This window comes from Exiguobacterium sp. s141 (genome assembly GCF_018618085.1).
Lineage (GTDB): Bacteria > Bacillota > Bacilli > Exiguobacteriales > Exiguobacteriaceae > Exiguobacterium > Exiguobacterium mexicanum_A.
Genome location: NZ_JACSLJ010000001.1, coordinates 427665 through 453025, shown reverse-complemented (window position 1 = coordinate 453025; position 25361 = coordinate 427665). Strand labels below are relative to the sequence as shown.

Genomic DNA, 25361 nt, shown 5'->3' with positions numbered 1-25361 from the left:
GTGTTGTAAAACAAAGGTCAGACATGGTATTTTATTTTCAGATTTCGTTAAAACACATAAGAGGTGAGTGACGTGAATTTAAAACGTATTGCGGTATTGACAAGTGGGGGAGACGCCCCTGGAATGAACGCTGCAGTCCGTGCCGTGACCCGAAAAGCAATTTTCGAAGGTCTAGAAGTGTACGGTGTGTATAACGGCTATCAAGGTCTAATCGAAGGAGATCTCGTCGAATTGAACCTCGGTTCGGTCGGCGATATCATTCAACGCGGAGGAACATTCTTACGTTCGGCCCGTTGCCCTGAGTTTAGAACGGAAGAGGGTCGTGCGAAAGCGGTCGAGCAGTTGAAGAAATTCGACATCGACGCGCTCGTAGTAATTGGTGGAGACGGTTCATACCGTGGCGCCCAAAAGTTGACAGAACTCGGTTTCCCAACAATTGGTCTGCCGGGAACGATCGACAACGATATCCCGGGTACAGATGCGACAATCGGATTCGACACAGCGCTCAACACGGCGCTTGACGCGATTGACAAAATCCGTGACACGGCGTCGTCGCATGAACGGACGTATGTCATTGAAGTGATGGGCCGTGACGCAGGTGATATCGCACTTTATGCCGGTCTTGCCGGTGGTGCCGAGTCAATCCTCGTCCCAGAACGTCCAGAAGACTTGAGTGCGATCGTGGAACGCATCAACCATGGTGTGGCTCGCGGTAAGAAACACTCGATCGTCGTCGTCGCTGAAGGCGCCGGCAGTGCGGAAGAGATCGGAAAAATGATCGCTGAGAAGACAAACTCAGAGACACGCGTGACGATTCTTGGACACATTCAACGTGGCGGTTCCCCGACTGCTGCGGACCGCGTGCTTGCGAGCCGCATGGGTGCTTACGCTGTCGAGATTTTACTCGAAGGCAAGGCAGGACGTGTCGTCGGCATTCGTGCCGGTAAGATGATAGATCTCGATATCGACGAAGCGCTCGACCACAACAAGCACACGCTCGATATGCAGTTGATCGATCTTTCGAACCAACTTTCGATTTAACGAGTACCAGTGAACTCCACAGAGACGGGATCAGGTCGGTTGACCCCCCGTTTTCTGTGTGTAAATGTAATACATCCCCTAGGAGGTTTTTATTTATGCGTAGAACGAAAATTGTATGTACGATTGGACCAGCTTCAGAGAAACGTCTTCCGGAAATGATTGAAGCCGGTATGAACGTCGCCCGTCTCAACTTCTCACACGGTGACTATGAAGAGCACGGCGCACGTATCCGCGACATCCGCGAAGCAGCAAAAGCTGCCGGCAAAGTCGTGACGGTTCTTCTTGACACGAAAGGTCCTGAAATCCGTACACATACGTTTGAAGACGGAAAAGCACTCCTCGAAAAAGGCAAAGAAGTCATCATCGTCTCGACAGAAGAAATCGTCGGAACGAAAGATCGTTTCTCGGTCACGTACGAAGGTCTCTACGAAGACGTTGAAGTCGGGTCACGCATCATGCTCGATGACGGACTCATCGGTCTCCTTGTCGTTGAGAAGCTCCCGAACCGTGATCTTCGCTGCGTCATCGAAAACGAAGGCGTTATCAAGACGAAGAAAGGTGTCAACTTGCCTAACGTCAAGGTAAACCTTCCTGCCCTTACAGACAAAGACATCGCCGACATCGAGTTCGGGATTTCACAAGACATCGATGTCATCGCGGCATCGTTCGTCCGCCGTGCGTCTGACGTCGTTGAGATTCGTCAACTTCTTGAACGCAACAACGCGTCACACATCAAAATCTATCCGAAAATCGAGAACCAAGAAGGTGTCGACAATATCGACGAAATCTTGGCGATTTCTGACGGTTTGATGGTCGCTCGTGGTGACCTCGGAATCGAGATCCCAACGGAAGAAGTCACACCAGTTCAAAAAGAATTGATCAAGAAGTGTAACGACCTCGGGAAACCGGTCATCACGGCTACACAAATGCTTGATTCAATGCAACGCAACCCGCGTCCAACACGTGCGGAAGCATCTGACGTTGCCAACGCCATCCTCGATGGTACGGATGCGGTCATGCTTTCAGGTGAGACGGCAGCAGGGGACTACCCAATCGAGTCAGTTCAAATGCAAGCAGCAATCGCTGTTCGTACTGAGCAAATGCTCGACTACAAAAACTTGCTCAAAGATCGTCAGAAGCGCAGTGAGCACACGGTCACGGATGCAATCTCACAAGCGGTTGCCCACACGGCAATCAACTTGAACGCAAAAGCGATCTTGACACCGACACAATCAGGTTACACGGCTGCTCGTACAGCGAAGTATCGTCCAGAGGCGAACATCATCGCGGTCACAGAGTCAGAGCGTGTGGCACGTCAATTGAACCTCGTTTGGGGCGTGTACCCGATCGTCGCTGACACGATGCCGAACAACACGGATGAGATGTTGGTACAAGCTTCAGAAGCGGCTCGTCACGCTGGATTCGTCACAGATGGTGACCTCGTCGTCATCTCGGCAGGTATCCCGGCTGCGACTGCGGGTACGACAAACATGATGAAAGTTCATATCGTCGGTCACGCCCTCGCAAACGGACGCGGGATCGGTGAGCGCGGTCTCGTCGGTGAAGTCGTCATTGCGAACAATGCAGACGAAGCGAATGCGAAAGCGAAAGACGGCATGATCCTCGTCGCACCATTCACAGATAAAGAAATGATGCCAGCGATTGAAAAAGCGGCTGGAATCATCACTGAAGACGGCGGATTGACGAGCCATGCTGGTATCGTCGGGCCATCACTCCGTAAACCGGTCATCGTCGGTGTCGAATCAGCGACATCAACGTTCCGTGACGGACAGATGATTTCAATCGACCCACTTACTGGTAAAATCTACAACGCGTAATCGAATGCCAATCGAACCGACTCTCTCATGAGTCGGTTCTTTTTCCATTCAGAAAGAGAGTCTATGATGAGTGCGTATTTATTCTTATTGCTGCTCGTGTTGATCGGGGTTATCTCCCATAACCAGTCGGTCATCATCGCCAGCAGCGTCCTATTGATTATTAAAGCCGTTGGGTTCGGTGATCAATTGTTTCCGACGCTCGCCTCAAAAGGCATCCATTGGGGCGTGACGATTATCACGATTGCCGTGCTCGTCCCGATTGCGACCGGTGACATCGGGTTTAGGGAATTGTGGAATAGTATTAAAGGGCCGGTCGGCATCATCGCTTTCGGCTCAGGAATCTTTGTCGCGCTCGCCGCGGCCCAAGGCGTTCAACTGATGCGAATCGAACCAGTCGTGACGACGGCACTCCTCGCCGGTACCATCCTAGCCGTCGGTTTCATGAAAGGCGTGCCGGTTGGACCGCTGATTGGAGCCGGGATCGCCGCTTTGATTTTAGGTGGATTTAGCCTGTTAGAAAAATGGTTCTGACATTTTTTGACGGCTGGATACGCTTACATTTCTTTTTTTCAGTAAATTGTTTATACTAGATAAAGGACAGGGTGGAGCGAGCTCGAAACGGATTGGGGAAAGTGTTCGGCTTCCCGCCCTTATTCCCTACACAACAGACTGTATGATGCGGTCGATCACTTTTAAAGACTGAGGGGGAGTTATTGATGTCAACGACAAAAGGATTAGAAGGAATTGTGGCAGCGGCCTCAAAAGTCAGTTCGATCATCGACGGACAATTGACTTACGGAGGATACACAATCGACGATTTGGCGGACCACGCCACTTTTGAAGAGGTTGTTTTCCTATTATGGAACGACCGTCTTCCAAAAGCAGATGAATTAACTGAGCTCTCTGAAGCGCTCGTGAAAGAAGCCAAATTACCAGAAGAAGTCATCGCGACGCTCGAACGGGCGCCGAAATCGGCCAATGCGATGGCGACGATTCGGACGGCCCTTTCACAGCTCGCGCTTTATGATGAAGAGGCTGAAGATATGAGTACAGAAGCGAACATGCGCAAAGCGATTCGTCTCCAAGCTCAAATTGCGACGATTGTAACGGCGTTCGCTCGTCTTCGTAAAGGCGAACAACCGGTTGCGCCGAAACCTGGCTTGTCGTATGCGGCCAATTTCCTATACATGTTGAACGGAGAAGAACCAAGTGAGGTAGCCGAGAAAACGATTGATAAGGCACTCATCCTTCACGCCGACCATGAATTGAACGCTTCGACGTTCACGGCCCGCGTCTGCGTTGCCACGTTGTCTGATATTTACTCAGGCGTGACGGCAGCGATGGGAGCGCTCAAAGGCCCGCTTCACGGCGGTGCGAATGAGGCGGTCATGAAAATGCTCCACGAGATTGGTTCGGTCGACAAAGTCGAAGACTACGTTCGCGGCAAGTTCGAGCGTCGTGAGAAAATCATGGGCTTCGGTCACCGTGTCTATAAGGACGGCGACCCGCGTGCGAAACATTTGAAAGAGATGAGCCGCCAACTGACGGCCCAAATCGGCGAGCCGGAATGGTACGAGATGTCTGAGAAGATCGATCACCTCGTCGAGACAGAGAAAGGATTGAAGCCGAACGTTGATTTCTATTCAGCATCGACTTATTATGCGCTCGGTCTCGATGAAGAGTTGTTCACACCGATTTTCGCCGTCTCACGCATGTCGGGCTGGATCGCCCACATTCTCGAACAGTATGCGGACAACCGCTTGATTCGTCCGCGCGCCGAGTACGTTGGTGAGACGAACCGGTCATACGTCCCGGTGAATGAGCGTTAATTGACGCGACACGAGAAGATCGAGTCACAATTTAGACATAAACTTTGGTAAACTAACAATTGACGTAGGTCGGCGTTCGCGTCGGCCTACATAAATGTACTTAGGGGGATTCATTATGTTGACACAAAACGAAAAAATCACAGTTGAAAACGGTGTATTAAACGTACCGAACGTACCGACGATTCCATTTATCATCGGTGACGGCACAGGACCAGACATCTGGAACGCATCGGTGCGCGTCTTTGATGCGGCTGTCGAAAAAGCATACGGCGGCGAGAAGAAAATCGAATGGATGGAAGTGTACGCTGGGGAGAAGGCCTTCAACCAAAAAGGCGAATGGCTTCCAAACGAGACACTCGATCAAATCCGTGAATATTTGATTGCCATCAAAGGTCCATTGACGACACCGGTCGGCGGCGGAATTCGTTCACTCAACGTAGCACTCCGTCAAGAACTTGACTTGTACACGTGCTTGCGTCCGGTCCGTTACTTCACAGGCGTCCCATCACCGGTCAAGCGCCCAGAAGATACAGACATGGTCATTTTCCGTGAGAACACAGAAGATATCTACGCTGGGATTGAGTACGCGTCAGGCAGCGACGAAGTGAAAAAATTGATCTCATTCTTAAAAGAAGAGATGAACGTCAACAAAATCCGTTTCCCAGAAACGTCTGGAATCGGCATCAAACCGATCTCGTCTGAAGGAACAAAACGCCTTGTTCGCGCGGCTCTCGAGTACGCGATCGCGAACAACCGTAAATCGCTCACGCTCGTCCATAAAGGGAACATCATGAAGTTCACAGAAGGCGCCTTCAAAAACTGGGGTTATGAGCTCGCAGAAGAAGAATACGGCGACAAAGTCTTCACATGGGCACAGTACGACCGCATCAAAGAAGAGTCAGGCGAAGCGGCTGCAAACGAAGCTCAATCGAAAGCAGAAGCGGAAGGCAAAATCATCGTAAAAGATTCGATCGCCGATATCTTCTTGCAACAGATTTTGACACGTCCACGTGAATTCGATGTCGTGGCAACGATGAACTTGAACGGGGACTACATCTCGGATGCACTCGCTGCCCAAGTCGGCGGAATCGGGATCGCGCCAGGAGCGAACATCAACTACGTGACGGGCCATGCGATCTTTGAAGCGACACACGGTACGGCACCAAAATATGCCGGCCTCGACAAGGTCAACCCGTCATCAGTCATCTTGTCTGGTGAAATGATGCTTCGTCATATGAACTGGAACGAAGCGGCTGACCTCATCATCAACTCGATGGAGAAGACGATTGCCTCGAAAGTCGTCACATACGATTTCGCCCGCCTTATGGACGGCGCGACAGAAGTGAAGTGTTCAGAGTTTGCGGATGAATTAATTAAAAACATGTAAGACATCAGCTAAACCAAGGGGGAGAGCACAATGATTCGTCGCAATAAAATCTCGGTGATCGGTAGCGGATTCACGGGGGCCACGACGGCACTGTATTTGGCTCAAAAAGAACTCGGTAACGTCGTGCTGCTCGATATCAAAGAGAACGAGAACCCGACGAAAGGAAAAGCGCTCGATATGCAAGAGACGGCGCCGATTCAAGGGTTTGACTCGTGGATCACGGGGACGTCGGATTACGCCGACACGGCGGATTCGGATATCGTCGTCATCACAGCGGGAATCGCGCGCAAGCCTGGCATGAGCCGGGACGACCTCGTCTCGACGAACGCCAAAGTGATGCGGGCGGTCACGAAAGAAGTGGCCCGCTACTCACCGAATGCGATTATCATCGTCTTGACGAACCCGGTCGATGCGATGACGTATGCCGCCTTCAAAGAGTCAGGCTTCCCGAAAGAGCGCGTGATCGGTCAATCCGGTGTGCTTGATACGGCCCGGTTCCGGACGTTCGTCGCTGCGGAGTTGAATATCTCCGTGAAGGACGTCTCTGGATTCGTGCTCGGCGGGCACGGGGATGACATGGTCCCGCTCATTCGTTACTCGTACGCGGGAGGCATCCCACTCGAGAAGCTATTGCCGAGCGACCGAATCGATGCGATCGTCAATCGGACCCGTAAAGGTGGCGGCGAAATCGTCCACCTACTCGGGAACGGATCGGCCTACTATGCGCCGGCAGCGGCCATCGTCGAGATGGTCGAAGCGATTTTGAAAGATCAACGACGTATTTTACCGGCCATCGCGTATCTCGACGGTGAGTACGGCTTCCACGACTTGTATCTCGGTGTCCCGACGATACTTGGCGCGAACGGGATTGAACGTGTGCTCGAACTTGAATTGACGGAAGAGGAGACGGCCGCGCTTGAGCGCTCGGCTGAATCGGTCCGCTCCGTCTTGAACGTCCTTAACTGATTCGTCACCTCGTCTGCTGAGCAGGCGAGGTTTTTTGTACGCTTGGTTTTTGAGGGTCGCGTGCTACACTGAAAGAAGAACGTGGATTTGTTTTGTTTTTGTAAAGATTTGCTTTGATGTTGGTCGGACGTGGCATTGATTTGTAAAATAGGTAGTGTACGTGACAGAACAGATAGATTAGAGGAGGAACTAAGCGTGGCCGAAAAAGTGATTGTTGTCGATGACGAGGTGTCGATTGCGACGTTATTGAAATTCAATTTGGAGCAAGCCGGTTTTGAGGTTGAGACGGCCCATGATGGGAAGACCGGTCTCGAACTCGCCGAGAAGCAGGATGCGGTATTGATCGTCCTCGATTTGATGTTGCCCGAGATGGATGGTCTCGAAGTTTGTAAGCGACTCCGCCAACAGAAAGTGAACACGCCGATCCTGATGTTAACGGCAAAAGACGATGAGTTCGATAAAGTGCTCGGACTCGAACTAGGGGCAGATGATTATTTGACGAAACCGTTCAGTCCGCGTGAAGTTGTGGCCCGGGTCAAAGCGATCTTACGGCGTTCGGCTCCACAAGAGGTGCCGGCGGTGGACGCGGACGTCATTGAAATCGGTGACGTGAAAATTATCGCTTCGAACTATGAAGTGTTCAAAAACGGGGAGCGGCTTGAGTTGACCCCAAAAGAGTTCGAACTGTTGGCCTATCTTGCTAAAAACAAAGGCCGTGTCTTGACGCGTGATCAACTCTTATCGGCTATTTGGAATTACGATTTCGTCGGCGATACGCGCATCGTCGATGTCCATATTAGCCACCTTCGGGAAAAGATTGAACCGGTGACGAAAAAACCGACATATATCAAAACGATTCGCGGTCTCGGCTATAAGATGGAAGAGCCGATGCCCGAATGAAGACGTACCGCTCGCGTTTTTTGACGACGCTCATCCTGCTCGTGACGGGCGTCTTGTTGACCCTCGGGATCGTGCTTGGTCAATTGTTCAAAGACTTCTATTTGGACTCCGAACGCGATCGTTTGAAAGAGGACACGGAGCTCGCCGCCTTATATTTAGAAGGAGGCGACCTCGAGGCGATTCAAGACTATGTCCGGCAAATCGATGACGAGAGCAGTTTCGACATTCTGCTCCTCAATCGCCGGATGGAAGTGATTGCCGGGACTCCGTTTCGGGTCGGTTCGTTCGATTTTCGGATGGACGCTGCTTCAATCCCAGACGACGGGACGTTTGGGAACGAGACGCGTGAGGATTTGATTCAGTTCACAAAACCGATCGAACTCTCCTCGGGTGATACGGTGTATCTCAGTTTCATCCGCTACGTCTCCGATCTAGAAGGGGTGTATAACCGGATTTGGCTGACGATTGCCTTGGCCTTGATTTTCTCATTCTTCTTGATTTTGTTCGTGTTGCATAATTTGACGAATCAGTTTATCCGACCGATCGATGAGGCGACAATCGTGTTACGTGAACTTGCCGACGGAAACTATCGGGCCCGTGTGTACGAATTGCGCAATGATGAAGAAACGGGCAGTCTGGCCGGGTCGATCAACGTTCTCGCCCGTAACTTGGAGACGATCTCACTTGGTGAATCCGTGCAACGGGCAAGGCTCGAGTCACTCATCGAATACATGGGGGCAGGGTTGCTTTTGGTCGACGAACGTGGCATCGTGACGCTCGTCAACCGCTCATATCGTGACATGTTCCAATACGACGACTTGATGATTGGTCAATTTTATCACGGCATTTTACCGAGTCCGGACGTCGAGACGTTGATCGAGGACGTCTATTTGACCGAAGAGCCCCACCGCCGTCAATTGTCGATTCGAACTGGATTCAACCAAAAGACGTATATGGTGTCGGCCGCACCAATCTTCAGTGATACAGGCATGTTGCGCGGGACGACGCTCCTGTTTAACGATATTTCTGAATTGAAACGACTCGAGAAGATGCGGAAAGATTTCGTCGCGAACGTCAGCCATGAGTTGAAGACGCCGCTCACATCGATCCGAGGTTTCAGTGAGACACTCCTTGACGGGGCAAAAGAAGTGCCCGAGTTGCGCGATCAATTTTTGGATATCATTCAAAAAGAAGCGACGCGCATGCAAATGCTCGTTGAGGACTTACTCGAGCTGTCACGGCTTGAACGTGAAGATTTCCATTTGGACTTCACCCCGGTCCAGCTCAATCATCTCGTTGAGGAAGTGTGTCTCGTGTTGAGCCAGAAAGCGGAGCAGAAATCGATTCATTTGGAGTCGCGCCACGACGGGGAAGTCATCTTGCAGGCGGACATGAACCGAATCAAGCAAGTCATCTTGAACCTTGTCGCCAACGCCATCAACTACTCGCCGGAAGACAGCCGTGTCGAAATCGCGGTCGAAAAGAGAACGGACGGATCATATTTGATTGTCAAAGACAACGGGATTGGCATCGCGCCGAAAGAAGTGAGCCGAATCTTTGAACGATTCTACCGGGTCGATAAAGCGCGGAGCCGGAACTCCGGCGGGACAGGTCTCGGTCTTGCCATCGTCAAACATATCATCGACCTTCATCACGCGACGATTCACGTGGATAGTGTCGAAGGTGCTGGGACAACGTTCACAATCAAATTCCCAATCGCTTAACATGGAATTCATGTCGGGTTCATACCGACTTTACAAAGCGATGCTACTCTATAGATGAGACCTCTTCATCATCTCGTGTCCCGGCCGGTGCTCATCTCCACTCGGTCAGGAAGATTGACCCTTTTCTAGCTACTAGAAAAGGGTCTTTTTTTTCGAACGCATGTGCCCGTATGATATGATGGAATCAGATAGAATGGAGGTTGACCAATGAATAAACTACTACTTCTTGATGGAAACTCACTCACATATCGTGCGTTTTTCGCGCTGCCTCCGATGACGGATGCGAGCGGTCGAAATACGAATGCCGTGTACGGGTTCACCATGATGTTGTTAAAACTGATGGAAGATGAGCAACCCACGCATTTCGCGGTCGCATTTGATGCGTCGAAGAAGACGTTCCGGCACGACACGTATGCTGACTATAAGGGGGGACGGCAGAAGACCCCAGGGGAACTCCGCGAGCAATTCCCGATTGTCCGCGAGGTTTGTGAGGCGTTCGGGATCAAAGTGCTCGAACTCGACCAGTACGAGGCCGACGATATTATCGGGACGCTCTCAAAAAATGAGGCGTTCGATCAAGTGACGGTCGTCACTGGGGATAAAGATTTACTGCAACTGATTGACGATCGCGTCACCGTCTATTTGACGAAGCGTGGGATCACCGATGTGGAGACGATGGACGCGAAGGCGTTCAAAGAGCGCTATGACGGTCTCACCCCGCTCCAAATGATCGATTTGAAAGGCTTAATGGGGGATAAGTCCGATAATATCCCCGGAATCCCGGGGGTTGGTGAGAAGACGGCGCTTAAACTGCTCACGGCTTACGGATCTGTCGAAGGACTATATGAACATACGCATGAATTAAAAGGGAAACAAAAAGAGAAAGTCGAGGCGAACGAGCGGGAAGCACTCATGTCGAAACAATTGGCGACGATCTATACGGATGTCCCAATCGATATAAGCACGGACGACCTTACGTTCCATCCGTATGACGCTGGAAAAGTGAAGTCGTTGTTCATGAGCCTTCAGTTCAAATCGCTTCTGAGCAAACTGAACCTTGAAGCGTCGAGCGAGGAAGCGGTCGAAGCGCGTGAGGTGAATCATATCGCGATCGACAAGCAAGATTTGACAGAAGCGGTCCTCATCCTCGAGCAACTCCGTGACGACTATTTCGAAGAACCGGTCATCGGTGTGGCCATCGCCTCGAAAGCCGGCGTGACGGTCGGCGATGTGTCGCTTTTAGACGTCCCGGCAGTACGAGACTGGTTGGCCGACGAGAACCGAGCCACGATTTGTCTCGATGCGAAACAGACGATCGTCCAATTGAAGCGACATGGTGTGACGCTCCGAGGCTATGACGATTTGCTCGTCGCCGGATATTTGCTGAACCTGTCGGGCGGGACGACACTCGATTCGATTGCCGCTCATTTCGATTACACGTTACCGGAAGACGAGGCGGTTTATGGCAAGGGTGCGAAGCTGCACGTCCCGGAACAGGACGTGCTCGAGCAACATCTCGGCGAGAAGGCGATGGCGATCTTGACGCTGTTCGTAAACGTCGGCAAAGAACTCGACCAAAACGAACAGACGTCGCTCTATGAAGATTTGGAACGTCCGCTCGCCTCGGTGCTTGCAGAGATGGAGTGGGCCGGGATTCACGTCGACGTGGCGACGCTGAAAGTGATGGAAGACGATTTGCGGGAACGGTTGCTTCAACTCGAGGCGGAGATTCATAGTCTCGCCGGTGAGACGTTCAATATCAACTCGCCGAAACAGCTCGGCGTCATTCTATTCGAGAAGTTGGCGTTGCCACCGGTCAAAAAGACGAAGACCGGTTACTCGACGGCAGCGGACGTGCTCGAGAAACTCGCGCCGCTGCATCCGATCGTCGAACATATTATGCATTACCGTGAGCTCGGCAAGTTGCAATCGACATATGTCGAAGGCTTGCAAAAAGTCATCAAAGACGACGGGAAGATCCATACCCGCTATACGCAGACGTTGACGCAGACCGGACGGTTGTCCTCGGTCAACCCGAACTTACAGAACATCCCGATCCGCTTGGAAGAAGGGCGGCGCATTCGCAAGGCGTTCACCGCGAGTGAGGCCGACTGGATGCTGTATGCGGTCGACTATTCGCAAATCGAGCTTCGGATCATGGCCCACATGTCGCAAGATGAGAAGATGCTCGAGGCGTTCCTCCATGATGAGGATATCCATACGTCGACGGCTGCCAACGTGTTCCGAGTCGCGAAAGAAGAAGTGACATCGCTCATGCGTCGCCAAGCCAAAGCCGTCAACTTCGGCATCATTTACGGCATTAGCGACTATGGGCTGTCGCAAAACCTCGGCATTAGCCGAAAAGAAGCACAGACGTTCATCGATACGTATTTCGAGCAGTTCCCGGGTGTGAAACGGTTCATGGATGCCGCGATCGAACGAGCACGGGAACACGGCTATGTTGAAACGATGCTGAAGCGTCGCCGCAATATCCCGGACATCCATTCTCGAAACTTCAACTTGCGCGGTTTTGCGGAACGCACAGCGATCAACACGCCGATTCAAGGGACGGCCGCCGATATTATCAAAAAAGCGATGATTGATGTCGACGTGGCACTCCGTGAGTCAGGACTTCAGTCGAAGTTATTGCTTCAAGTCCACGACGAACTTATCTTTGAAGGACCTAAAGAAGAAATGGACTCGCTCGAGACGATCGTCAAACAAGCGATGGAACACACGGTCACCTTGGACGTGCCGCTTCGCGCGGACGGTTCGTTCGGTGAGACATGGTTTGATACGAAATAAAGACGAGAAAGGAACTTGATATGCCAGAATTACCAGAAGTGGAGACGGTCTGTCGCCGATTGCGGCCATTCGTCTCGGGAAAAACAATTGCAAATGTCGAGGTGCTCGACGCAAAAATCATTCGAGGTCACGAACCGGAGATTTGGAAACAACAGTTGCTCGACGAGACGATTCAAGACGTGGAGCGACGCGGCAAGTTCATTTTGTTCAAATTGACGAACGGCTATCTCGTTTCGCATCTGCGAATGGAAGGAAAATTCTTCCCGCATGACGAAATGGTCAGTCCGGTCAAGCATACGCATGTCGTCTTCACCTTCACGGACGGGACTACGCTTCATTATAACGATGTCAGGAAGTTTGGGACGATGGAGTTGAAGACGAATGAAGAGTTGTTTGTGACACCGCCATTGTCGCTGCTCGCCCTCGAACCGTTCGATCCTGAAGTGACAGCGGAGACGCTTCACAGCCGTCTGAAGCGGATGAACGTTCGTGCAATCAAGACGGCGCTGCTCGATCAATCGATTTTCGTCGGGCTCGGCAATATTTATGTCGATGAGACGTTATATCGGTCCGGTGTCCATCCGACCCGTCCGGCAGCGACACTCTCGCTTGACGAGGTCCGTCGGGTGCATCAAGAGGCTGTGGCCGTATTGACGGAAGCGATTGAACGAGGCGGAAGCACGATTCGGAGCTATACGAATCCGGATGGGGCGAGCGGGACGTATCAAGAGACACTGTACGTATATGGACAGACCGGGGAGCCGTGTAAGCGATGCGGCCGACCGATTGAAAAGATGAAATTAGGCGGACGGGGCACACATTACTGTCCGCACTGCCAACAGTAAGAGGTGGACATGATGTTGAAAATTGGTTTGACAGGTGGGATTGCGACAGGGAAGTCGACCGTATCCAGACTGTTTCGAAAGCAGGGCATCCCGATCATCGACGCCGACAAGATGGCACGGATCGTCATCGAGCCTGGCGGCAAAGCGTTCGCGGGCGTCCGCGAGGCGTTCCCGCAATGTTTCACGGGCGACGAGTTGAACCGGCAGGCGCTCGGACGAGAAATCTTTCATGATGACACAAAACGTCAGTTACTGAATCAGCTCATGCATCCGGCCATCCGAGAAGAGATGCTCGAGGAGATGCACGGATACGAGGCTGCAGGGGAGACGGTCGTCATATTCGATATCCCGCTCTTGTTCGAGGGAACGATGCGGGACCTCGTCGATTATACGGTCGTCGTCTATTGCCGTGAAGAGATTCAGCTGATGCGTCTCATGGAGCGCAACGGGTTGACGAAAGAAGAAGCGCTCGCTCGGATTCATGCGCAAATGCCAATCGAGGAGAAGAAACAACAGGCTGATTTTTTAATCAACAACAACGGTGCGTTAGGCGACTTGTCGGCCCAAGTGATCCGCCTCGTCGAACAATTTGAAGACATGAAAAAAGAAGGCGACTGACGACGCCTTCTTTTTTTTGTTCAGTTGAGTGGGTCTGAGTCAGGCTTCCCTTTTTTCCACGTGTCGAAGATGGCGCGTCCGTCGCTCGGATGGCCGTTCGAATAGTAAATCGGATAGAGTGAGAAGAAGACATAATAGAACGAGAAGTATGCAAACTGATACGTGTAAATTGTCGGCTCGATCTCTCGCATCAAGATGAAGGCGTTCACGAGCAAGATGCTCGATAAGTTAAAAATTGAACCGCCCGCGTAGACGAGACTCCGCGTCAGGCGATTGCTGTACTTCAAGTCACTGAATTGGCACCAGGCGTCATAAAAATAAACGCGGTTAAATTGAAGGCGTCCGATTTTAAACAATTTTTTCCCGGTCCCAATCTCCATGTCGAGCGAACCCCCAAATAGTTTCGCGAAGAAGAAATGACCGAATTGATGGATAATCGTCACAATCGGTAAGATGATGAAAAATGAGATGACAAATTTATCTAGGTCTGTCCAATCAAACATATAGTCTTAGCTCCTTTCCAAGCTCTACACCAAATTTCCCTCTTTTTCAAATCTGAAACTGTAAAAAAGTGAAAAAAATGTGACGATTCATAGTGAAAACGCTTCCATTTTTCCGTTATAATGGTGTCGTAACGCAGAAAAAAGGGGGATTCAGAATGGGGACGAAAGTTGCAATCAATGGATTTGGTCGAATCGGCAGAATGGTATTTCGGAAGTTGATGCTCGAAGGGCGTCACGACGTGGTCGCCATCAATGCGAGTTATCCGGCGGAAACGCTCGCGCACTTGATCAAACACGACACGGTCCACGGACCGTTCACACTGACGGTCCGAGCGCATGGGGATGCACTCGAAGTCGATGGTAAACGCATCATGATCGTATCCGAGCGAGACCCGGAGCGGTTGCCGTGGGCTGAACTCGGTGTCGAGATCGTCATCGAGGCGACGGGGAAATTCAATTCTGATGTCGGGGCGAAAAAACATTTGACGGCCGGTGCGAAAAAAGTCATTTTGACGGCACCGGGAAAAGGCGAGTTGCGGACGATTGTCATGGGGGTGAACGATCGGGATTATTTACCGGAGCACGATCACGTCATTTCGAACGCCTCGTGTACGACGAACTGTCTCGGCCCGGTCGTCAAAGTATTGGATTCGACGTTCGGGATTGAAACGGGGCTCGTGACGACGGTGCATGCCTATACGAACGATCAAAACAATATCGACAATCCGCATAAAGATTTGCGTCGTGCCCGTGCTTGTGGCAGTTCCATTATACCGACTTCGACTGGTGCTGCGAAAGCCATCGGGCTCGTCTTGCCGGAACTTCAGGGCAAATTGAACGGGATGGCGCTACGAGTGCCGACGCCGAACGTCTCGCTCGTCGATCTCGTCGTCGAGTTGCGTCGAGATGTGACGGTCGATGAAGTGAATCAGGCGTTCGAGCGTGCTGCACACGGGGAAATGACGGGCGTTCTCGGCGTCTCGAACGAACCGCTCGTCTCGATCGACTTCAATGGAGATGAGCGTTCGTCAATCATTGATGCCGATTCGACGATGGTGCTCGGGGGCAACCATGTCAAAGTGCTCGCTTGGTACGACAACGAATGGGGCTATTCGTGCCGCGTCGTCGACTTGTTGGACATGGTCGCGAGCTACCTGCAAATCGGACAACAAGAAACCCACGTCTGAAAAAATATATTTATCTAAAAATATTTTTAAAGAATTGAAACAAATGTCTTGTAACGACGTCCTAAACAAGATACACTCTAACTCGTGAACTTCAATTGGTCTGACAAACGCAACTTAAAGGGTTAGGACCTCTTAGGACTAACTTGCCCCCGTGGTTGTGGGCGATTCAGGCACAAAGTGAGTGATCATCAACTACTTTGAGACCATTGATGTAAAGGGGGATCCACTAATATGGATACTATGGGACGTCACATTATTACAGAACTTTGGGAGTGCAATCCCGACAAATTAAACGATATCGACTACATCGAGCGCTTGTTCGTCGATGCAGCACTTCGTTCGGGCGCTGAAGTCCGCGAAGTCGCTTTCCACAAATTTGCGCCGCACGGTGTAAGTGGAGTCGTTATCATTTCAGAATCACACTTAACGATTCACAGTTTCCCAGAGCATGGCTACGCATCAGTCGATGTGTTCACATGTGGGGATCGAATCGATCCAGCTACAGCCTCGCAATACATTGCAGAAGGCTTGGAAGCAAAAGTTCGTGAAGATGTGAAACTTGACCGTGGGATGGGACCGATTCGTGTTCCTGAAGCGCAAGTGGCAATCAGCAAATAATCAGATTGACCTTATGAGGCTGGCCGATTTTCGGTCAGCCCTTTTAATTGTTTTGTTAACCGCTTAATTTTGATATGCTTAACCTATATAAATAAGGTGTCGAGGTGGATAATGGGATTATTTGATAAGTTTCAAACACATGTCCAAACGGACGATTCGCATAAAAATGAGGCGTTACGGACGCGTTACGTGGCGGCATCGCCAAGCGCCGTGCTCACATGGCTCCGCGAACGGATTCAGGCAGAAGGTCAAACGGTTCGCCGGGTCGATGCAGACCGGGGCGAAGTGGCGTTTCATGGAGACGGATGGGACGCATTGGCGACCATCGTCCAAGTGGACGGCGGACGCACGGCCGTCGATTTTACATTGAACCGTGACCAGATACTCGGACCAGACCTCGGTCAAATCGTCACCACATATTATGAGGCGCTATCCGTGAAGTTCCCGCTCCGCGCCATCGGGAATCAATCTGTCGAACGATAAGGAGGGCTGAGCATGCGTTGTCCTAAATGCGATCATAATGGAACGAGAGTGCTCGACTCCCGGCCAGTACAAGATTTCTATTCGATTCGTCGCCGTCGCGAATGCGAGGAGTGCGGCTATCGCTTCACCACGTTTGAAACGGTCGAACAGACACCGCTCATCATCGTCAAAAAAGACGGGAATCGGGAAGAGTTCAGCCGTGAGAAAGTGCTTCGCGGGATTATTCGGGCGTGCGAGAAACGTCCGGTCACGCTGGAGCAACTTGAAGGTGTGGTCACGAAAGTCGAACAACAGTTACGCGCCCTCGGCCAGTCCGAGATTCCGAGTGAACAGGTTGGGGAGCTCGTCATGAACGAGCTCGCGCGGGTCGACGAAGTGGCATACGTCCGCTTCGCGTCTGTCTATCGCCAGTTCAAAGATATCTCTGTGTTCTTTAAAGAACTAGAAGATTTAATGAAGCAAGAAAAATCGACCAACTAAACGGGCGGCCTGCTGGTCGCCTTTTTTCAAGGGAGACCTACCATGGAAAAAGAACGCATCCTGTACGGAACTGACGAACTGTTGATCATGAGCACCGGACTCATCGATCGCGAGTCGTATCAGTCGCTGTACCATTTATATCAGCCGGTCATCGGAGTGAAGGCGCTCGCAATGTATCAGACGCTTTGGAGCGAGCTGAAGCCCGGGAAAATGAAATCGAACTATATGTCACACAGCGCGCTTTGTGAGATGCTCGATTACTCGATCAACGAGCTGACGGACTGTCTGTTCCGGCTCGAAGCGATCGGTCTCGTCCGGACGTATAAGACGAAAGACGAGCGCTTGACCCAGTACGTGTATCAACTGCGGGTCCCGCTCGCACCCCATACGTTCTTGAACGACGGACTATTGTCGAGTTTTCTCTTCTATAAAGTCGGAGAAGTCCGCTTCAAACAGTTACAAGGTCGATTCACGATTGATCCGTTGCCGGCCGGAATCATTGAAGTGACGAAAGACTTTAATGAAGTGTTCGACGTCAAAGGGGTCAATCATATGGCGTTCACACAAAAGAACTACGAGAAACCTGACCGCGCCAAAATCGAGATCAACTATACGTTCGATATGGAAATCGTCAAAAAGTTGACGAACTTCCCCGTCGGCTTCTTCACGAAGAAGCTCGATGAGACGATCACGAAGCTTGCCTACGTCTCCCAAATCGATGAAGAGACGATGGCCGAGATGTTGAAGGAGTACTTCGTCCACGAGGCGTATCTACCGCTCAGCGAGCAAGAGAAACGCGACGGCTGCCGTCAGATGGTGTTGCAGTTGAAGAAAAAACAGACGCGCCATCGGAAAGTGAAGTCGGATGAGTCGGAGAAGGCAGAAATCGGTGATTTGCATGACGTGACAGTCATGGAAGAAGCGCATCCGCATCAGTACGTGTCGACGTTACGGAAGACGCCACAACTGTCGAAGAGCGACGAGCAACTCATCATCGACCTCGTCGATACGCTCGGACTCGCGCCAAGTGTCATTAACGCATTGTTCTATTACTGTATCGAAGTGAAGAAGCAGACCCGGCTCAGTGAGAACTACGTCATGCGGATCGCGACGAGTTGGAAGACGGCAGGCTATTTGAACGCCAAAGACGCGTTGGAACAAGAAGCGACACAAGACGCGCTCATCGAGAAGAAACAGCAGAAGCGGGAGAACGTGCAACAGCGGACGACCGTCGGCTCGAGACGCAAAGACAAGACCGAGATGCCAAAATGGCTCGAGGACGAGGCGAAAGAGCAACGGACGTACGATCAAAAACGAAAACAAGAGCTCGAGGCATCGGTTCCAGACGACGCGGAACTCGTCAAGCTGTTGAATGAATTGAAAGAGAAAGGATGAGGGACATGGAACGCATCAATCAAACGCTCGCCCAAATGATGAACCGGAAAGAAGTGCGGGAAGCGTACGAATCGATTCGCCGGCGCACCCTCGAACATCCAGAAGTCGTCGCCTTTTTAAAGGCGCATCCGGAGTTAGACGAGACGGCGGTCGAGGTCGGCTTTACGAAGCTCAGTGAATATGCAGAACAGATGGACGGCAAGAAGCTCGTCGAGGAGCAAGCCGTCATCCCGGGCCATCAGCCGGTACTCTATGTCGACCTCGGTCAAATCGCGATCCGTTATGAAGAGACGGTCAAGCATCGTCAAGCACGGCGCCAAAAAGAGATGGACCGGAAGTTTAAGAGCTTATTCTTGCCGGAAGAAGTGCGAGAGGCGAGCTTTGAATCGTTCGACTGGTCGGATGACGCCCGTAAAATCGCACTCCGTGAATCGATGCGATTCGTCTCGGGCATGAAGACCCGCCAAAAAGTGAACGGCCTGTACTTACACGGCAGCTTCGGGGTCGGGAAGACGTATTTACTTGCGGCGATCGCCAACGAACTGAAAGTGGCGGACATCGAGACGATTCTCGTCCACGCCCCGGGATTCGTCTCGGAAGCGAAACGGAAGATCCGGACCGATTCGTTCGACTCATTTTTGACGTCGTTCCAACACGTCCCGGTGTTATTGATCGATGACATCGGTGCCGAGGCGATCAGTCCGTGGGTACGCGACGAGCTGTTCGGGATCATCTTGCAATATCGCATGATGCATCGCTTGCCGACGCTTTACAGTTCGAACTTCAGCGGTGAAGAGCTCGAGACGCACTTCTCGATCGACGGTTCGCCGCAGAACAAAATGAAAGCCCAGCGGCTCATGCAGCGCATCTCGACGACGACGACACAAATCGAATTAAAAGGTGAGAACCGACGTCGGTAAAGGGATTGTATTTCTTGAACGAGTTGACTATACTAATAATCATATAACCGATGCATCGAAGAGGACATGAGACGTCGTCACGGGTTTCAAAGCGAGGGAAGACTGGTGAGAGCTTCCTAAACACGCCGATCGCCTTACTCCCTCAGAGCACCGTACGGGCCAATCGTGCGGCGATTCACACTCGTTATCGTGTGTTCGAGCCAAGCTTTACGCTTGGGAACGAGGGTGGTACCACGAGAATCAAAGCTCGTCCCTTTCATAGGGATGGGCTTTTTTTATTTATTTTTAAATGTAGAGAGGGGAAGTTGACACATGATTCAATTGACATTTCCAGATGGGGCCGTCAAAGAGTTTGAGGCCGGCATCACAGCAGAAGAAGTAGCAGGTTCGATTAGTCCAGGACTCCGAAAAAAAGCAATCGCCGCCAAAATCGATGGTGAGATGATCGATTATCGTCGTCCGATTGAACAGGACGGTAAAATCGAGCTCGTCATGCCGGATTCGGAAGAGGGCATCGATTTGATGCGCCACTCGTCAGCCCACTTGATGGCCCAAGCCATCAAACGGTTATACGGGGAAGAAGGCAGCATCTACCTCGGCATCGGACCGACGATCGAGAACGGTTTTTATTATGATATCGAGATGGATCGCCGCATCAACGAAGAAGATCTCCCTGAAATCGAGAAAATGATGAAGCGGATCGTCGATGAGAACTTGGACATCACACGTGAAGTCGTGTCGCGCGACGAGGCGCTCGAACGCTACAAGGCGCTCGGAGACCCGCTCAAAATCGAATTGATTGAAGATATCCCGTCGAGCGAGACGCTCACGATTTACCATCAAGGCGAATTTTTCGACTTATGCCGTGGGCCGCACGTCCCGTCGACATCGAAGTTGAAAGTGTTCAAGTTGATGAGCGTGGCCGGGGCGTACTGGCGCGGCGACTCGGACAATAAGATGCTCCAACGCATTTACGGAACGGCGTTCGCGACGAAAGAACAACTCGCGGAACACTTGCGTCTATTGGAAGAAGCGAAAGAGCGCGATCACCGCAAGCTCGGGAAAGAACTCGATCTCTTCTTCGTGTCGCAAGAAGTCGGCCAAGGTTTGCCGATGTGGCTCCCGAAAGGTGCCTCGATCCGTCGGACGGTCGAACGTTATATCGTCGACAAAGAGCTCGAGCTCGGGTATCAGCACGTCTACACACCGGTCCTCGGTTCGGTCGACCTGTATAAGACGTCTGGTCACTGGGATCACTATCAAGACGATATGTTCCCGAAAATGGAGATGGACAACGAGGAACTCGTCCTTCGTCCGATGAACTGTCCGCACCACATGACAATCTATAAACATGAGCCGCGCTCATATCGCGAACTCCCGCTTCGCATCGCCGAGCTCGGCGGTATGCACCGTTACGAGATGTCAGGTGCGCTCACAGGCCTCCAACGCGTCCGTTACATGGTGTTGAACGACGGGCACACGTTCGTCACGCCGGAACAGATGAAGCAAGAATTCAAAGATATCGTCCATTTGATTCAAGAAGTGTACGCTGACTTCGGCATCAAAGACTATCGTTTCCGCTTGTCGTACCGTGACCCGGCCGACAAAGAGAAATACTTCGACAACGACGCAATTTGGGAAACAGCCCAACGTCAATTGAAAGAGACGATGGATGAGCTCGGTCTCCCGTATTTCGAAGCCGAAGGCGAAGCGGCATTTTACGGACCGAAACTCGACGTCCAAGTCCGCACGGCGCTCGGCAAAGAAGAGACGTTGTCGACGGTCCAACTCGACTTCTTGCTCCCTGAGCGGTTCGACTTGACGTACACAGGACCAGACGGCAAAGACCATCGCCCAATCGTCCTTCACCGTGGTGTCGTCTCGACGATGGAACGTTTCGTCGCCTACTTGATTGAAGAGTATAAAGGCGCGTTCCCGACATGGCTCGCCCCGGTCCAAGTCAAATTGATCCCGGTCTCACACGTCCACGACGAATACGTCGCGGAAGTGAAAGCAGAGCTCGTCAAGCGCGGTGTCCGCGTCGAAACGGACCTTCGTGATGAGAAACTCGGCTACAAGATTCGGGAAGCACAGATGAAGAAAATCCCGATGACGCTTGTCCTCGGAGATAAAGAACGTGATGAGCGTGCAGTCAACATCCGTCGTTATGGACAACAAGAACAAGTATCGGCCACGCTCGATGAATTCTTGTCGTCACTTACAGCAGAGATCGCCAACCGTTCACGTTAATATGTCGACCATCCTTCATTGGAAGGGTGGTCGTTTTTTCGGTCTTGAGACGGATGCGGAAGACTTCATCAAACACGTATGGTAGAAGAAAGGAGTGATTCATTTTGAATTATATGAAACCATTAGTGGCGTTGACGATCGGTTCGGTCGTCGCGACAAGCATGATTCCAAAAGTAAACGCAGAAGCCATCGTCGATGATACGATTGTCACACTCGGAGAGTCGTTATCGGCGAGCCAACGGGACTGGGTGCTCGAACGGGTTGAGGCACCGGCGGGGATTGAGCCGATCATCACGACCGCAGCCGATGAAGATAAATACTTAGGGGATGCCGTCCCGCAAGCGCAGCGCGGCGGGGGGATGTATTCATCAGCCCGCATCAAACTGACCGACGGGACCGGGCTCGATATCAAAACGGAGAATGTCACATGGGTGACCGAAGATATGTATGCGAATGCTCTCGTGACGGCAGGCGTCACGGATGCCGATATTTATATCACGTCGCCGATTCGCGTCACCGGGACGTCGGCTTTGACGGGCATCATGAAAGCCTATGATCAGACGGCCGCGGAGACGGGCATTCAATTGAGCGAGGAACGGAAAGACTTGGCGCAAGAAGAGCTCGCGGTCACGTCTGAGATCGGGAAGACGGTCGGGCAAGAAGATGTGGCCGGACTCATGAACGAGATCAAAGCGGAAATTGCGAATAAGGCACCGGAGACGAACATCGAGATTCGAGATATCGTCATCCAAGTGTTGAATCAAAACAACGTCCAACTGTCTGATACGCAGTTGACGCAATTGACGACGTTGTTCGAGAACATGCAGCAGGCGAACCTCGACTGGGGTGCAATCAGCAATGGGTTACAAGGGGCCGGTCAAGACGTTCAGGCGTTTCTCGAGACCGAGGAAGTCCAAGGCTTCTTCGCCCGTTTGTTCGAAGCGCTCAGCAACTTCTTCAAGTCGTTGACGAATTGAACGGGCTTTGAGTACATGACAAATGGTATTGAAAAAAGGGCCTCGGCCCTTTTTCAATACCATCGTTTATGGATATAGTCGCGAGCAGACTCGTGGTCGTCCACAATCTTCAACGTGATTCGGTTCATCTCTTCTAAAAGGTCTGTCAATACCGCTTCGAGCTTGGCATCACTCACGTCATGGTGGCGCATCGTCTCTTGTACGATGTGTTTGATTTGGTCGTGATAATCATGGTCACCTTTCACTTGCTGTCTCCAAGACACGGCCCATCCCTCCTTTTTTATTTTATTCCCTCGGAAAAGGTATTGCGAAACAACGAAATGACTGTTATCATCATAAAAGTGTGAGCTACCAATTATTCATGCGCGAATTCTTGACATCTTAATTCTATTGGTGTTAAGATGACATAGTGATTAAATACAACAAAGCAGAAGCGCCCGCTTCTCACCTCGTCCGAACAGCTTCGGTCAGGTCCATCATGTACGTGAAGCAGTCGAGCCTTGGTCTCTGCTGACTCCGAAATGATGTGTGGGCGGGAAACTGCCGACGCTTTTTTTATTGCCATGTTGTCTTATCAATCTAAAACTCGTGCAATCGCACGATGGAGGTGCTAACCATTAGCAAAGAGCTCTTTATCAACGAAAACATTCGTGCCCGTGAAGTTCGCTTAATTGGAGCGGACGGTGCACAACTCGGTGTGCAATCGCGTAATGAAGCATTACGTTTAGCAGAAGAGGCTGAACTCGATCTCGTCTTGGTCGCCGATAAAGCTAACCCACCGGTCGCTAAAATCATGGACTATGGGAAATACCGTTTCGAACTCCAGAAAAAGGAGAAAGAAGCGCGTAAAAACCAAAAAGTCATCCAATTGAAAGAAGTACGCCTCAGCCCGACAATCGAGGAAAACGATTTCCAAACGAAATTGCGTAACGCTCGCAAATTCCTTGAAAATGGAAACAAAGTGAAAGCGTCGATCCGTTTCCGCGGACGCGCCATCACACACTCGGAAATCGGCCGACGCGTTATGGAAAAATTGGCGGCGGAATGTGCCGACTTGGCAACAGTTGAGCAAAAGCCGAAGATGGAAGGACGCAGCATGTTCTTAGTGCTGGCTCCGAAGAAAGAAGATTAATCATCGAGTCATAGTGGGGAGGAAATACTCATGCCGAAAATGAAATCGCACCGTGGTGCTTCTAAACGTTTCAAACGTACTGCATCAGGTAAACTCAAGCGTTCACACGCTTACACAAGTCACTTGTTTGGTAACAAATCGACTAAAGCGAAACGTAAGCTCCGTAAAGGTGCTATCGTATCAGCTGGAGACTTCAAACGCATTCGCAACATGATCGCGAAGTAATACAGAAAGAATTTAGGAGGGAAACCATATGCCACGCGTAAAAGGCGGTTATACGACTCGTCAACGTCGTAAAAAGCAAATCAAGCTTGCCAAAGGTTATTTTGGCTCGAAACACATTCTATTTAAAGTAGCAAAACAACAAGTCATGAAGTCACTCATGTACGCTTACCGTGACCGTCGTCAAAAGAAACGTGATTTCCGTCGTCTTTGGATCACACGTATCAATGCGGCAGCACGCACAAACGGCCTCTCATACAGCCGTATGATGCACGGACTCAAGCTCGCAGGGATCGACATCAACCGTAAGATGCTTGCTGAGCTTGCTGTGACAGATGCACAAGCATTCGCGTCACTTGCTGATACAGCTAAATCAAAATTGAACGCGTAATCGTTCAATCGACAGCGCCGAGACCTTATCTCGGCGCTTTCTTTTTTCAGATTTTTTCCTTAAACTTAAGATAAGGAGGACGTCCCATGGATCAATCAGTCTTAGCCATCGTCGCATTGGCGCTCATCGTCTTGAACGTCTACACCTATTTGCAGGCGAAACGTTATACGCTCGGAGAAGGTGATTTCAACGTCTTGTATGCGTACGCAGGCGGTGCGATCGGTGCCCTGTTCGGACTTCATTTGACGCGTAAAAAGGCGGTTCATGCCCCAAAACGTGTTCAAATACAAGTATTGATTTTGGCAGTCGGCTGGTCTTTAATGATTTTAGTACTGCTTTGAATGGAGAATAGGAGGAGCAACCGGTGAACTGGACAACATTGTTTGATCGGCAGCGTGAATTAGATGAGCGGATCAAAGAAGAACATCAATTATCCGGGAACCAATTTGATGAGCGTTTGCTTGCTTTGCTCGTCGAGCTTGGTGAACTCGCCAATGAGACCCGTAGTTTTAAATTTTGGTCAACGAAGGGCCCGTCGCCTCAAGACGTGATCTTAGAAGAGTATGTCGACGGCATTCATTTCTTATTGTCGCTCGGACTTGCCCTCGGGTATGAACGTGATTCGTTCCCGGCAGGTAGCTCGTATCTTGACGCGACTGACGCTTTTTTAGACGTGTTCCGCAAAGTGACGAACTTTGGTTTGTCGAAAACGGAACCGATGTACGAGACGCTGATGGCGGCTTATCTCGAACTTGGCTATACGCTCGGGATCAATGAAGAGTTGATGGCGATGGCGTATATGGCGAAAAATGAAAAGAACCATGAGCGACAAAATCAAGGTTACTAATCA

General features: G+C 51.1%; 26 protein-coding genes. 24 read left to right on the top strand and 2 right to left on the bottom strand.

Features of this window, described 5'->3' with window-relative positions:
• Positions 1-72 precede the first annotated feature (72 nt).
• From pfkA to coaE, 11 genes are all read left to right on the top strand, one after another.
• Positions 73-1041 carry a 6-phosphofructokinase gene (pfkA, locus tag KNP74_RS02355; protein ID WP_214763250.1) on the top strand — a complete coding sequence of 323 codons (969 nt, stop codon included), beginning with the start codon at positions 73-75 and terminating at the stop codon, positions 1039-1041.
• A 95-nt stretch (positions 1042-1136) separates the two neighbouring features.
• Positions 1137-2879, top strand: a complete 1743-nt coding sequence (gene pyk / locus KNP74_RS02350; RefSeq protein ID WP_138859194.1) for a pyruvate kinase — start codon at positions 1137-1139, stop codon at positions 2877-2879.
• A 66-nt stretch (positions 2880-2945) separates the two neighbouring features.
• Positions 2946-3410 (top strand): DUF441 domain-containing protein, encoded by a 465-nt coding sequence (locus KNP74_RS02345; RefSeq protein ID WP_138859195.1) that lies wholly within the window; start codon positions 2946-2948, stop codon positions 3408-3410.
• Between the two features lie 185 nt (positions 3411-3595).
• Complete coding sequence (citZ, locus tag KNP74_RS02340; RefSeq protein WP_034778221.1) at positions 3596-4708, top strand: citrate synthase; 1113 nt, start codon at positions 3596-3598, stop codon at positions 4706-4708.
• A 118-nt stretch (positions 4709-4826) separates the two neighbouring features.
• A complete protein-coding gene (gene icd, locus KNP74_RS02335; RefSeq protein WP_034779982.1) occupies positions 4827-6095 on the top strand; it encodes an NADP-dependent isocitrate dehydrogenase in 1269 nt (422 codons plus the stop codon).
• A 30-nt stretch (positions 6096-6125) separates the two neighbouring features.
• On the top strand, positions 6126-7061 hold the full coding sequence (mdh, locus tag KNP74_RS02330) for a malate dehydrogenase (RefSeq protein ID WP_214763249.1): 936 nt from the start codon (positions 6126-6128) through the stop codon (positions 7059-7061).
• A 195-nt stretch (positions 7062-7256) separates the two neighbouring features.
• Complete coding sequence (locus tag KNP74_RS02325) at positions 7257-7961, top strand: response regulator transcription factor (protein ID WP_034778217.1); 705 nt, start codon at positions 7257-7259, stop codon at positions 7959-7961.
• Entirely contained in the window at positions 7958-9685 is a 1728-nt protein-coding gene (pnpS, locus tag KNP74_RS02320) for a two-component system histidine kinase PnpS (protein ID WP_138859197.1), read from the top strand. Before KNP74_RS02325 ends, pnpS begins: the two co-directional genes overlap by 4 nt.
• Positions 9686-9892: 207 nt before the next feature.
• Positions 9893-12490, top strand: a complete 2598-nt coding sequence (gene polA, locus KNP74_RS02315; protein ID WP_138859198.1) for a DNA polymerase I — start codon at positions 9893-9895, stop codon at positions 12488-12490.
• A gap of 20 nt (positions 12491-12510) precedes the next feature.
• On the top strand, positions 12511-13335 hold the full coding sequence (mutM, locus tag KNP74_RS02310; protein WP_138859199.1) for a DNA-formamidopyrimidine glycosylase: 825 nt from the start codon (positions 12511-12513) through the stop codon (positions 13333-13335).
• A gap of 12 nt (positions 13336-13347) precedes the next feature.
• Positions 13348-13953: a dephospho-CoA kinase gene (gene coaE / locus KNP74_RS02305; RefSeq protein ID WP_138859200.1), complete on the top strand. Its 606-nt coding sequence runs from the start codon at positions 13348-13350 to the stop codon at positions 13951-13953.
• A gap of 20 nt (positions 13954-13973) precedes the next feature.
• On the opposite strand, the gene KNP74_RS02300 is transcribed toward coaE, so the two are convergent.
• Positions 13974-14456 (bottom strand): site-2 protease family protein, encoded by a 483-nt coding sequence (locus KNP74_RS02300; RefSeq protein ID WP_138859201.1) that lies wholly within the window; start codon positions 14454-14456, stop codon positions 13974-13976.
• Between the two features lie 155 nt (positions 14457-14611).
• Between KNP74_RS02300 and KNP74_RS02295 the strand changes: the two genes are divergently transcribed.
• The 8 genes from KNP74_RS02295 (at position 14612) to KNP74_RS02260 (ending at position 22766) form a co-directional block, all read left to right on the top strand.
• Complete coding sequence (locus tag KNP74_RS02295; RefSeq protein WP_138859202.1) at positions 14612-15643, top strand: glyceraldehyde-3-phosphate dehydrogenase; 1032 nt, start codon at positions 14612-14614, stop codon at positions 15641-15643.
• A 231-nt stretch (positions 15644-15874) separates the two neighbouring features.
• Positions 15875-16261, top strand: coding sequence for an adenosylmethionine decarboxylase (gene speD / locus KNP74_RS02290; RefSeq protein WP_029595188.1), 387 nt, complete (start codon positions 15875-15877; stop codon positions 16259-16261).
• Between the two features lie 111 nt (positions 16262-16372).
• Positions 16373-16744 (top strand): hypothetical protein, encoded by a 372-nt coding sequence (locus KNP74_RS02285; protein WP_214763248.1) that lies wholly within the window; start codon positions 16373-16375, stop codon positions 16742-16744.
• A 12-nt stretch (positions 16745-16756) separates the two neighbouring features.
• A complete protein-coding gene (gene nrdR / locus KNP74_RS02280; RefSeq protein WP_021065634.1) occupies positions 16757-17224 on the top strand; it encodes a transcriptional regulator NrdR in 468 nt (155 codons plus the stop codon).
• Between the two features lie 42 nt (positions 17225-17266).
• On the top strand, positions 17267-18619 hold the full coding sequence (locus KNP74_RS02275; RefSeq protein WP_214763247.1) for a DnaD domain protein: 1353 nt from the start codon (positions 17267-17269) through the stop codon (positions 18617-18619).
• 5 nt (positions 18620-18624) lie between these two features.
• Positions 18625-19539, top strand: coding sequence for a primosomal protein DnaI (gene dnaI, locus KNP74_RS02270; protein ID WP_021065636.1), 915 nt, complete (start codon positions 18625-18627; stop codon positions 19537-19539).
• A 312-nt stretch (positions 19540-19851) separates the two neighbouring features.
• Entirely contained in the window at positions 19852-21789 is a 1938-nt protein-coding gene (gene thrS, locus KNP74_RS02265) for a threonine--tRNA ligase (RefSeq protein WP_034778201.1), read from the top strand.
• A gap of 113 nt (positions 21790-21902) precedes the next feature.
• A complete protein-coding gene (locus KNP74_RS02260; RefSeq protein ID WP_034779979.1) occupies positions 21903-22766 on the top strand; it encodes a DUF1002 domain-containing protein in 864 nt (287 codons plus the stop codon).
• A gap of 53 nt (positions 22767-22819) precedes the next feature.
• Here KNP74_RS02260 and KNP74_RS02255 read toward each other — a convergent pair whose 3' ends face one another.
• Complete coding sequence (locus KNP74_RS02255) at positions 22820-23029, bottom strand: hypothetical protein (protein ID WP_034778198.1); 210 nt, start codon at positions 23027-23029, stop codon at positions 22820-22822.
• Positions 23030-23367: 338 nt separating this feature from the next.
• Between KNP74_RS02255 and infC the strand changes: the two genes are divergently transcribed.
• The 5 genes from infC (at position 23368) to KNP74_RS02230 (ending at position 25358) form a co-directional block, all read left to right on the top strand.
• Complete coding sequence (gene infC / locus KNP74_RS02250; protein ID WP_021065640.1) at positions 23368-23898, top strand: translation initiation factor IF-3; 531 nt, start codon at positions 23368-23370, stop codon at positions 23896-23898.
• Positions 23899-23928: 30 nt separating this feature from the next.
• Positions 23929-24123 carry a 50S ribosomal protein L35 gene (rpmI, locus tag KNP74_RS02245; RefSeq protein WP_021065641.1) on the top strand — a complete coding sequence of 65 codons (195 nt, stop codon included), beginning with the start codon at positions 23929-23931 and terminating at the stop codon, positions 24121-24123.
• A 28-nt stretch (positions 24124-24151) separates the two neighbouring features.
• A complete protein-coding gene (rplT, locus tag KNP74_RS02240; protein ID WP_021065642.1) occupies positions 24152-24511 on the top strand; it encodes a 50S ribosomal protein L20 in 360 nt (119 codons plus the stop codon).
• Positions 24512-24597: 86 nt separating this feature from the next.
• Complete coding sequence (locus tag KNP74_RS02235) at positions 24598-24852, top strand: hypothetical protein (RefSeq protein WP_034778195.1); 255 nt, start codon at positions 24598-24600, stop codon at positions 24850-24852.
• A 23-nt stretch (positions 24853-24875) separates the two neighbouring features.
• On the top strand, positions 24876-25358 hold the full coding sequence (locus KNP74_RS02230) for a dUTP diphosphatase (protein WP_138859204.1): 483 nt from the start codon (positions 24876-24878) through the stop codon (positions 25356-25358).
• Positions 25359-25361 lie beyond the last annotated feature (3 nt).

Coding starts and splice junctions, on each gene's coding strand:
- pyk (WP_138859194.1), top strand. CDS start 1,137: ATGCGTAGAACGAAAATTGTATGTACGATTGGACCAGCTTCAGAGAAA.
- KNP74_RS02345 (WP_138859195.1), top strand. CDS start 2,946: ATGAGTGCGTATTTATTCTTATTGCTGCTCGTGTTGATCGGGGTTATC.
- citZ (WP_034778221.1), top strand. CDS start 3,596: ATGTCAACGACAAAAGGATTAGAAGGAATTGTGGCAGCGGCCTCAAAA.
- mdh (WP_214763249.1), top strand. CDS start 6,126: ATGATTCGTCGCAATAAAATCTCGGTGATCGGTAGCGGATTCACGGGG.
- pnpS (WP_138859197.1), top strand. CDS start 7,958: ATGAAGACGTACCGCTCGCGTTTTTTGACGACGCTCATCCTGCTCGTG.
- polA (WP_138859198.1), top strand. CDS start 9,893: ATGAATAAACTACTACTTCTTGATGGAAACTCACTCACATATCGTGCG.
- mutM (WP_138859199.1), top strand. CDS start 12,511: ATGCCAGAATTACCAGAAGTGGAGACGGTCTGTCGCCGATTGCGGCCA.
- coaE (WP_138859200.1), top strand. CDS start 13,348: ATGTTGAAAATTGGTTTGACAGGTGGGATTGCGACAGGGAAGTCGACC.
- KNP74_RS02300 (WP_138859201.1), bottom strand. CDS start 14,456: ATGTTTGATTGGACAGACCTAGATAAATTTGTCATCTCATTTTTCATC.
- KNP74_RS02295 (WP_138859202.1), top strand. CDS start 14,612: ATGGGGACGAAAGTTGCAATCAATGGATTTGGTCGAATCGGCAGAATG.
- speD (WP_029595188.1), top strand. CDS start 15,875: ATGGATACTATGGGACGTCACATTATTACAGAACTTTGGGAGTGCAAT.
- KNP74_RS02285 (WP_214763248.1), top strand. CDS start 16,373: ATGGGATTATTTGATAAGTTTCAAACACATGTCCAAACGGACGATTCG.
- nrdR (WP_021065634.1), top strand. CDS start 16,757: ATGCGTTGTCCTAAATGCGATCATAATGGAACGAGAGTGCTCGACTCC.
- KNP74_RS02275 (WP_214763247.1), top strand. CDS start 17,267: ATGGAAAAAGAACGCATCCTGTACGGAACTGACGAACTGTTGATCATG.
- dnaI (WP_021065636.1), top strand. CDS start 18,625: ATGGAACGCATCAATCAAACGCTCGCCCAAATGATGAACCGGAAAGAA.
- thrS (WP_034778201.1), top strand. CDS start 19,852: ATGATTCAATTGACATTTCCAGATGGGGCCGTCAAAGAGTTTGAGGCC.
- KNP74_RS02260 (WP_034779979.1), top strand. CDS start 21,903: ATGAAACCATTAGTGGCGTTGACGATCGGTTCGGTCGTCGCGACAAGC.
- infC (WP_021065640.1), top strand. CDS start 23,368: ATGGAGGTGCTAACCATTAGCAAAGAGCTCTTTATCAACGAAAACATT.
- rpmI (WP_021065641.1), top strand. CDS start 23,929: ATGCCGAAAATGAAATCGCACCGTGGTGCTTCTAAACGTTTCAAACGT.
- rplT (WP_021065642.1), top strand. CDS start 24,152: ATGCCACGCGTAAAAGGCGGTTATACGACTCGTCAACGTCGTAAAAAG.
- KNP74_RS02235 (WP_034778195.1), top strand. CDS start 24,598: ATGGATCAATCAGTCTTAGCCATCGTCGCATTGGCGCTCATCGTCTTG.